Origin of the sequence: Desulfobacula sp., from assembly GCF_030611305.1 — a bacterium.
Taxonomy (GTDB): domain Bacteria; phylum Desulfobacterota; class Desulfobacteria; order Desulfobacterales; family Desulfobacteraceae; genus Desulfobacula.
Window position 1 is genome coordinate 1 of record NZ_JAUWQB010000123.1, and the last position, 7,755, is coordinate 7,755.

A 7,755-nucleotide genomic window follows, 5' to 3' on the forward strand; every position below is an offset into this window, starting at 1 on the left:
CTGAATTCCTGAGTTTGTGTCATATTACCTCCTGCTTACGAAAATTTCTTTTGAATAAAATACTGCTGTCCCATAGATATGATGTTGTTCACAAACATATACAGAACCAATCCCGCCGGGAAATTGATAAAAATTACGGTCATAAATATCGGCATTAACATCATCATTTTGGCCTGCATGGGATCGCCTGCAGTCGGCGTCATTTTCTGCTGTAAGAAAAAAGATGCACCCATTATCAGTGTCAGCATGGGGATACCATGGGGTTCCTGCATCATTGGAATTGCAAAATTAAAATGAAACAGTCTGTCCGGGGCAGACAAATCGGATATCCATCCGATAAATGGTGCGTGCCGCAGCTCAATGGCCTGGTAAAGCATTCTGTAAAGCGCAAAGAAAATAGGCATTTGAACCAGTAAGGGCAAACACCCGCTGGCCGGATTTACTTTATATGTTTTATAAAGCGCCATAGTTTCCTGATTCATTTTCTGTTTGTCGCCTTTATATTTTTCCCGAATTTCCATCATCAACGGCTGAACTTTTTTCATCTTGTTCATGGACTTGTAACTCTTCGTTCCAAGGGGCCAGAAAATAAGTTTAATGAGAATCGTCAAAAGGATAATAGCCACGCCATAGTTGGGGATTACACTATAAATCATGTTCATGGTGATCAAAAGCGGCTTGGCAATGATATTAAAAAACCCCAAATTGATTGCATTTTTAAGACTATTGTCATAACTGCCCAATATCTTCTGGCTTTTCGGGCCCATATAAAAAGTAAAGGAATAGCCCCCTTGTTGACCCGGGTCCAGCCGATCCATTTTCCGGATATAATTATTGGTGACCATGTCATTGGCATAGGAAAGCTTTAGCCTTGCATCGTTTGCTGTCCCATCTTCTTTCTTTTTGGGCATGACCACCGTCATAAAATACCGTTCTGTATATCCGGCCCAGTCAATTTTTCCGTGATAGGTGTTTTTATCTTCTATATCATCGGGTTTAATGGCGGTATATTCATCATCAATGAGAACCACCGGCCCCTCAAATGCAAATCTGGATCTTTTTTTGGTCTCTTCATCATAAAATCCCGGCGTTGAAATCACAAGAGAATCGTTTAACGGCATGGCAGATCCGTTTTGAAAAACAATATCACAATCAATCATGTATGAATCTGCCTTAAAGGTAAAAATCTTTTTCACCACAATCCCCTGGGGTGTCTCAAGGGTAAATTCAATGGTTTTTTCACCTTCAAAAAAAGAGGTCTCATTGGTATCGATTTTTGCCGTATAGACAGCATCTTTCAATCCAGGGACTGACTGCCCTTCAAGCTCAAAAAACAGGGTTCCGGATACAAGCTGCTCCGACACCAATTGCTTTAAAGGAGAGCCTGTTTCGTTTGTTTGTTTATAATTTTTCAGTTCAAAGTTTTTAACCGCAGCACCATATTCGGAAATGGCAATATTATAAAGAGGGGTTGATACGGATATGGTTCGATGCTTTTTTTTCTGAGGTTCAACCGGTTGAGGCACAACACCTGGCATGGTTTTATATTCGGAAACATATGGGCTGCTTTCCTGAACCTGATCTGCAGTCCGATCTTGAACCTGCTGGGGTTGATTATTAGGGCCCGGCGACTTTACAAAAAATGTCTGATATCCTACAAGGACTACCACGGAAAGCACGACGGCTAATAATAATCGTTTTTGTTCATCCATTTTCTCTCCTAAACCTGAAATAATTTGTACCGGCACTTCACTTTAATTAGAAAAAGAAAGCAGTCTGGCATCTGGATAAATTATGGAACCGGATCAAACCCTCCTGCATGGAATGGATGACAACGCAGAACTCTTTTTACGGCAAGAGTTGTGCCTTTAAGGCTGCCGTATTTTTCAAGAGCCTCAATGGCATATGCCGAACAGGTCGGATAATACCGACAATTCCGTCCTGTTAGAGGTGAAATAACATATTGATAAAATTTAATAAGTATTAATAATAATTTCTTCATTATCTATGCTAATGCTATTTTTGAAAAAAGTTTGTCAAGCTTCTCAATAATCTGCTTGTTGGATAGCGTAGTCAGACCTTTCCTGCCAATGATGTTTATATCCTTAGGTCCTGAAATATTCTCTTTATTATGTCTGAAAAATTCTCTGATAATTCTTTTTATCCTGTTACGCTCTACTGCATTTCCTACTTTTTTTGATATTGTAATGCCAATTCGATTGTTTTGAGCTGTTTCTTTAAGCACAATTGCTATAAAGCAGCCTGTTACTACCTTTTTCCCTTGTTTCGAAACTGTTAAAAATTGGGCCCTCTTCAGGAGCCTCACCTTTTTTGGTAAACAAAAGTTACTCAATAAATCCCTTTATTAAACACTAAGTTTTTTTCTTCCCTTTGCCCTTCTGGCGTTAATTACGCGTCTTCCACCGGGTGTGGACATTCTTTTAAGAAATCCGTGTTTTCTGGTTCTTTTCCGATTGCTTGGTTGAAATGTTCGTTTCATAAATCTTTCAATCCTTAAATTAAATATACTTTAATCTTAACCATGATGATACAAACCACAATAAACACAACACATTAACGCTTTTTAAAAAAATTGTCAAATAAAAAAAGTTGCTTTGTTTAATCTCAGTTGCATGATATATGTGAGACCCTTGAACAACTCAATCAAATTTAAACTATTTATGGCAAAACTCCAAGACCCTTACTTTATTATTGATATATACCCCTATTATATACTATACTAGGTCAAAAGAGGGGGGTCGTAAGCTATGATGAAAAGAATCGCAGAGGGGTATCTTGAAATATGGATAGAAAAAAAACGACGCAAACCTTTGATATTAAGGGGTGCGCGGCAGACCGGAAAGTCAACTCTTGTCCGGATGTTTGCATCAAAAAACAGGCTTTTGTTGAATGAGATAAATCTTGAACAGCATCTTTATCTTGATGATGTTTTTAAAACACTTGATATCAATAACATAATTCGTGAACTGGAAGCCGTGATCGGCTCTAATCTACAACATCCTGACTCCATACTTTTTCTGGATGAAATACAGGCAACACCGCACGCCCTACAGGCATTAAGATATTTTTTTGAAGATAAACCGGAAATTCCTGTTATTGCAGCAGGTTCACTTCTGGAATTTACGCTTTCAAATCACAGTTTTTCAATGCCCATGGGAAGGATTGAATATTATCATATTGGTCCCATGACATTTAAAGAGTTTCTCCATGAAATCGAACCATCCCTGCTAAAGCATATTACACAATTTGATTTTTCAAATAAAATTCCTGAAACCGCGCACAAAAAACTTTTAAAAAAACAAAGAGAATATTTTTTCACCGGCGGCATGCCTGAAGCAGTGCTTGTTTATAAGGAAAACGGATCAGTAACCGAAGTCATTGACGTTCAACGCTCCATTGTTGAAACATATCTGGATGATTTTTCAAAATATGGCAGACAGATAGATCTTCCGCTGATGCAGAAAGTTTTCAGGTATATTCCGCGAGCGCTTGGTAAAAAGGTCAAATACAGTAATATTGCAAAAGAAAAAAAATCAAAAAAAATTAAAGAGGTCATAGATCTCCTTGTTAATGCAAGAATCTGTCACAAAGTATATCACAGTCACAGTAACGCAGTTCCTTTACTCGCAGAAATAAACGAGAATATTTATAAATTGATTTTTATGGATATCGGTATTGTTAACCACATCTGCGGTAATGACTGGGGAACCATACAGTCATTTTTGGAGAGCGAATTAATCAATGAGGGGGGACTTGCAGAGCAATTCATAGGGCAGCATCTTTTAACTTTGAAAAATGAGGCTCCAATACTCTGTTACTGGCTTCGAGAAAAGAAATCTGCCAATGCTGAAGTTGATTATGTTATTTCTCAGGCTAATAAGGTTTTACCGGTAGAGGTAAAAAGTGGAAAAAGCGGTTCTCTGAAATCTCTTCAGCAGTTTGTATTGAAAAAAAATACTACTACTGCAATACGTTTTGACCTGAATTTGCCGACAATACAGGATGTCAGTCACATTACAGCAACCTCTGCTGGAAATAAACCTGTAAATTATAAACTCCTCTCCCTTCCATTATATATGGTGGAAGAACTCCCACGTCTTATCGACTGTTTATTTTAGCAGACAGGAGTGGATATGGCCTGGGTTGAGCAGGCAAGGCCATTGGCAGATCAAAACAGGATTGCAAAGAGACTTGGAAGAATTTTTAAAACCGATGAATATTTCCCAAAGGGAGCTATCAGATTTACTTCAAGTCCCCTACCAAAGAATCAAAAAAATAATAATTGCTCGCGGAGTTGATATATAGGCCCATAAGTTGTACAGAATTACTGTACATATAATAAGGAGGCGCATATGGCAATTCAAACAACCTATACTCATGCCCGCTCACGTTTAGCTTCATTGCTTGATGAGGTCACAAAAAACAGGGAAGTGGTAATTATACAGCGACGTGGTAATGAAGATGTCGCCATGATAGCAGCTGACGAGTTAACCGGAATTCTTGAGACTGCCCATTTGCTTCGATCTCCGGCCAATGCAAAACGACTTCTCTCCGCACTTGAAAGAGCCCTGCAAGGAAAAGGAACACCACAAACCATTGATGAACTTCGGGACGAGGTCGGCCTTGAGTAGACGCTATACCAAAGAACCTCGAGATACTGAACATCGAGAAGCCCTGTTTCAGCCTGAGTTTAGAGAGGATTTACGTTACTGGGTTGAGACTGATCGTCGGACAGCACTTCGAATTTTCAAATTAATCGAGGCGGTAATGCGGGATCCTTTTCAGGGTATTGGCAAACCAGAGCCTTTGAAGTTTCTTGGATCGGGTGTTTGGTCTCGTAAAATCACACAAGAACATCGGCTGGTTTACGTAGTGGGGCAAAACAGAATCGATTTTGTGCAAAGTCGTTACCATTATTAACAGCTGCCGTTGCCTTTTTCATGCCGCCAACCTGTCAGTGCACCAGACATGTGTTCCGCTGCGCTTGCCCTGGCGATTGTGTATTTTGCATCTTTTGTAAGAATACTTGAGCTCAAAGGTAATGTTACCTGGGAAGGTAATTTAGATGAATGGCGGCAGGATCGCAGCTTGTAATGGTATTGATTGATTCGTCAGTATGGATTGATTTTTTTTCAGAATGATAAAGATTTTATTATGATTTGTTCCCCATCACTGGACACTCATTCAAGCAATCACTGACCCTGAATCGTTGCCCATAGAGGCCTGAAATAGACTGGAGTATCTGCAATAACTTTATTTGCATATAGATTTTCTGAAGCAACAAATGCCTGTGGTGGTTTATATTTTTTTAAAAAACTGCGAAACGACTTGGTGATAGCAGGTTTCTTCAGTGTTGATTTTACTTCAACAGGAATCTGGTCTCCTTGTGATTCTATGATGAAATCAACCTCAGCTTTTGACTTTGTTCTCCAGTAACGCAAGGCAAATTCTTTTTTGAGTAACTCGGCAGCAATAAAGTTTTCGTGTATTGCTCCGCTGTCATTGCGTGTTGAAAGAGGGGAAAAGTTTTTAAGGGCCGTATTTCTAAATCCATTATCAACGAAATAGAACTTGGGGGATTTAATAAGTTCCAGCCTTTTGTTGGTATAAAATGGCCGGCATGGAGCTATAACAAAAGTATAGCTGAGAATGTCCAGCGCCTCTATCAAATCGTTGTGTCTGAATCCGGTCAGGTTGGAGAGTTCGTTATAATTACAGATTGAACTGATCTGCAGAGCGAGCGCCTGAATAAGCTTTTCGAGTTTCGTGTCACTTGGGTAATTTAAAATCTGCCGTATTTCTTTGAGCAGGTATGTATTGTAAATATTTTTCAGAACCAGCTCCCTTTCTCTGTCGGTTTCGGCAAGGACTACCCGCGGGTATCCCCCGTAGAGGGCATATTCATAATAATATTTGTTTATTCTCAGGATCACCTCATCACTTAATGATTCTGTTTGAGATAGAAAAGATATCAGCTTTGAATTTTTAAAGCGTAAAAACTCATTAAAGGAAAATGGATATAACGTGAAGACAAAGATGCGCCCGACCAGATATTGTATGCTTTGAACAGAAAGCTCAGTTGATGATGAACCGGTTATAAAAATTTTGACAGGAAAGTTATCGTAAATAAATTTCAAAAGCCTTCCCCCGTCAGTTGCGTATTGAAATTCATCAATAAAGAGGTATTTTTTATCTTTGACGTGCAATTCGGCAAAGGCTTTTATATCGTTTTGAAACAGGAGCAATTCCTGGCGATCTTCAAAATCTATTGCAGCAACTTCCTGAGAAGGTAATTTGCTGATTATTTTATTTAAAAGAGTTGTCTTTCCGCATTGTCTGGCACCTGTTACAGCAATAATTTCTGGCATTTCAAGACATGATCTGATATCGGTTTCAAGGTCCCTGGTTACATATTGAGATGTTGTTTTCATTGTAAAATACCCTGCTAAAATTTTATTATTTATCATAATAACAGGGTTATTCTGCTTGAATATGCAATAAAAGTCAAGAAAATATTTTCAATGGGCAGTGCCAAAGCAATTTAACGGGATAAAAATTAAAAAAAACATTCCAGGCCTGTATCAGGCAATTCCCATCTGAAAAACAATGGGGTCCTGTTCGGGCAAAAATTGTGACAAATCCGTCTGAGTTTCTCTGGAGCAGTTATCCGGCATTTATCGGCAAAATAAAGACACCTGGCTGGTTGGAAACCGGATGGCTGCTGTCGACTTTTGAGAGAAAGAAAAAAGAAGCGATAAAGAATTATAGGGATTTTGTGGAGAAAATAGAGACCAAAGCGCTTAAAAACCCGGAAGAAGATATTATCGGTGGTTTTATTCTGGGAGATAAAAGGCTGAAAAGAAAAGTGGACAAGATCAAGAATCGAATATTTAATATTTAATATGTGACCCCGATGTTCCCAAATTACCAATAATACCAGTTTTGGTAATATTGGTAATTTACTTTCCCAGGGCAAGCGCCCTGAAATAGAATACCACCACTGGGATCCCCAAAAAGAAACATGGCCCGTCTTAAAAAAACCAGACCTGATCTTTTTTGATCCCCCTTATTACACCAAGAAAAAAAAGGAATACGAACAAAAAGCAGATAAGGATATCCCCTCCATATCCTCATACACAAAAAAAGACTACATAAAATTTTTTAAAGATTTTTTCACCCTGGCCCATAAAAACGCAAAACCAACAACAACCCTGGCCTTTCTCAATGCTGACTGGCGTGACTTTGAATCCACACCAGCCGCAGAAGAAAAACCTGATAAAGCAATCACCATATTTGACTACCACAGCCTTTTATCAGAGACAGGATGGAAAACCATTTTCCGCATAGAATGCCCCCTGTCCTCTGAACGCCTGACCGGGAACCAGGTACAGAAAATGCAAGACAAACGCATCCTCGGCACCATCGGAAGAACACTGCTGATAGCAAAAAAAATATCTCCGTCCTATAAAGGAGACCATCCATCAGCTCTACCTGCCAACAGAAATTCAAAAGATGCTGGAAGGCGCAGGCCGAACAAGGATACAGTTTCTGTAAAAAGATGTTGAACAGAGACTTATCAAGGTCAGGCCCTAACTTACATTTCGCACGAGAATAAAAAAAAATGGGGCCAAACACGTAAATCCTCTATGGATTAGATAACCTATTGATATTATAAGGAATAATAAATCTAGACTTTTCTATTCATTTGTTCTATAACGCTCTGTATCAGCCAAT

At 39.0% G+C, this 7,755-nt stretch carries 11 protein-coding genes; 5 read left to right on the forward strand and 6 right to left on the reverse strand.

The genetic code is table 11. The features are described 5' to 3' along the window. Positions 1 to 35 precede the first annotated feature (35 nt). The 4 genes from yidC to rpmH all read right to left on the reverse strand — a co-directional run bounded on the left by yidC (position 36) and on the right by rpmH (position 2,500). Positions 36 to 1,712: a membrane protein insertase YidC gene (gene yidC / locus QAI40_RS16075; RefSeq protein WP_299982292.1), complete on the reverse strand. Its 1,677-nt coding sequence runs from the start codon at positions 1,710 to 1,712 to the stop codon at positions 36 to 38. An 80-nt stretch (positions 1,713 to 1,792) separates the two neighbouring features. Continuing rightward, entirely contained in the window at positions 1,793 to 2,002 is a 210-nt protein-coding gene (yidD, locus tag QAI40_RS16080) for a membrane protein insertion efficiency factor YidD (RefSeq protein WP_291347470.1), read from the reverse strand. 3 nt (positions 2,003 to 2,005) lie between these two features. Next, entirely contained in the window at positions 2,006 to 2,353 is a 348-nt protein-coding gene (rnpA, locus tag QAI40_RS16085) for a ribonuclease P protein component (protein ID WP_299982296.1), read from the reverse strand. A gap of 12 nt (positions 2,354 to 2,365) precedes the next feature. After that, positions 2,366 to 2,500, reverse strand: a complete 135-nt coding sequence (rpmH, locus tag QAI40_RS16090; protein ID WP_291347468.1) for a 50S ribosomal protein L34 — start codon at positions 2,498 to 2,500, stop codon at positions 2,366 to 2,368. Positions 2,501 to 2,768: 268 nt separating this feature from the next. Here rpmH and QAI40_RS16095 point away from each other — a divergent pair, with 268 nt between their 5' ends. The 3 genes from QAI40_RS16095 to QAI40_RS16105 all read left to right on the forward strand — a co-directional run bounded on the left by QAI40_RS16095 (position 2,769) and on the right by QAI40_RS16105 (position 4,941). Beyond that, entirely contained in the window at positions 2,769 to 4,139 is a 1,371-nt protein-coding gene (locus QAI40_RS16095; RefSeq protein WP_299982302.1) for an ATP-binding protein, read from the forward strand. A gap of 234 nt (positions 4,140 to 4,373) precedes the next feature. Then, complete coding sequence (locus QAI40_RS16100) at positions 4,374 to 4,652, forward strand: type II toxin-antitoxin system Phd/YefM family antitoxin (protein ID WP_299982305.1); 279 nt, start codon at positions 4,374 to 4,376, stop codon at positions 4,650 to 4,652. After that, positions 4,621 to 4,941, forward strand: a complete 321-nt coding sequence (locus QAI40_RS16105) for a Txe/YoeB family addiction module toxin (protein WP_299982308.1) — start codon at positions 4,621 to 4,623, stop codon at positions 4,939 to 4,941. The genes QAI40_RS16100 and QAI40_RS16105 overlap by 32 nt, the downstream gene beginning before the upstream one ends. Positions 4,942 to 5,213: 272 nt before the next feature. Here the strand turns inward: QAI40_RS16105 and QAI40_RS16110 are convergent, their stop codons facing one another. Continuing rightward, entirely contained in the window at positions 5,214 to 6,452 is a 1,239-nt protein-coding gene (locus QAI40_RS16110) for an ATP-binding protein (RefSeq protein WP_299982311.1), read from the reverse strand. A gap of 200 nt (positions 6,453 to 6,652) precedes the next feature. On the opposite strand from QAI40_RS16110, the gene QAI40_RS16115 reads away from it, so the two are divergent. After that, positions 6,653 to 6,922, forward strand: coding sequence for a hypothetical protein (locus QAI40_RS16115; protein WP_299982313.1), 270 nt, complete (start codon positions 6,653 to 6,655; stop codon positions 6,920 to 6,922). Positions 6,923 to 7,168: 246 nt separating this feature from the next. On the opposite strand, the gene QAI40_RS16120 is transcribed toward QAI40_RS16115, so the two are convergent. Continuing rightward, positions 7,169 to 7,312, reverse strand: a complete 144-nt coding sequence (locus tag QAI40_RS16120) for a hypothetical protein (RefSeq protein ID WP_299982316.1) — start codon at positions 7,310 to 7,312, stop codon at positions 7,169 to 7,171. Between the two features lie 103 nt (positions 7,313 to 7,415). Here QAI40_RS16120 and QAI40_RS16125 point away from each other — a divergent pair, with 103 nt between their 5' ends. Beyond that, positions 7,416 to 7,586: a hypothetical protein gene (locus QAI40_RS16125; protein WP_299982319.1), complete on the forward strand. Its 171-nt coding sequence runs from the start codon at positions 7,416 to 7,418 to the stop codon at positions 7,584 to 7,586. Positions 7,587 to 7,755 lie beyond the last annotated feature (169 nt).

Bases quoted from the DNA above. Each gene is read 5' to 3' on its own strand.
- yidC (WP_299982292.1), bottom strand. From the start codon at position 1,712: ATGGATGAACAAAAACGATTATTATTAGCCGTCGTGCTTTCCGTGGTA.
- yidD (WP_291347470.1), bottom strand. From the start codon at position 2,002: ATGAAGAAATTATTATTAATACTTATTAAATTTTATCAATATGTTATT.
- rpmH (WP_291347468.1), bottom strand. From the start codon at position 2,500: ATGAAACGAACATTTCAACCAAGCAATCGGAAAAGAACCAGAAAACAC.
- QAI40_RS16095 (WP_299982302.1), top strand. From the start codon at position 2,769: ATGATGAAAAGAATCGCAGAGGGGTATCTTGAAATATGGATAGAAAAA.
- QAI40_RS16100 (WP_299982305.1), top strand. From the start codon at position 4,374: ATGGCAATTCAAACAACCTATACTCATGCCCGCTCACGTTTAGCTTCA.
- QAI40_RS16105 (WP_299982308.1), top strand. From the start codon at position 4,621: ATGAACTTCGGGACGAGGTCGGCCTTGAGTAGACGCTATACCAAAGAA.
- QAI40_RS16110 (WP_299982311.1), bottom strand. From the start codon at position 6,452: ATGAAAACAACATCTCAATATGTAACCAGGGACCTTGAAACCGATATC.
- QAI40_RS16120 (WP_299982316.1), bottom strand. From the start codon at position 7,312: ATGGTGATTGCTTTATCAGGTTTTTCTTCTGCGGCTGGTGTGGATTCA.
- QAI40_RS16125 (WP_299982319.1), top strand. From the start codon at position 7,416: ATGCAAGACAAACGCATCCTCGGCACCATCGGAAGAACACTGCTGATA.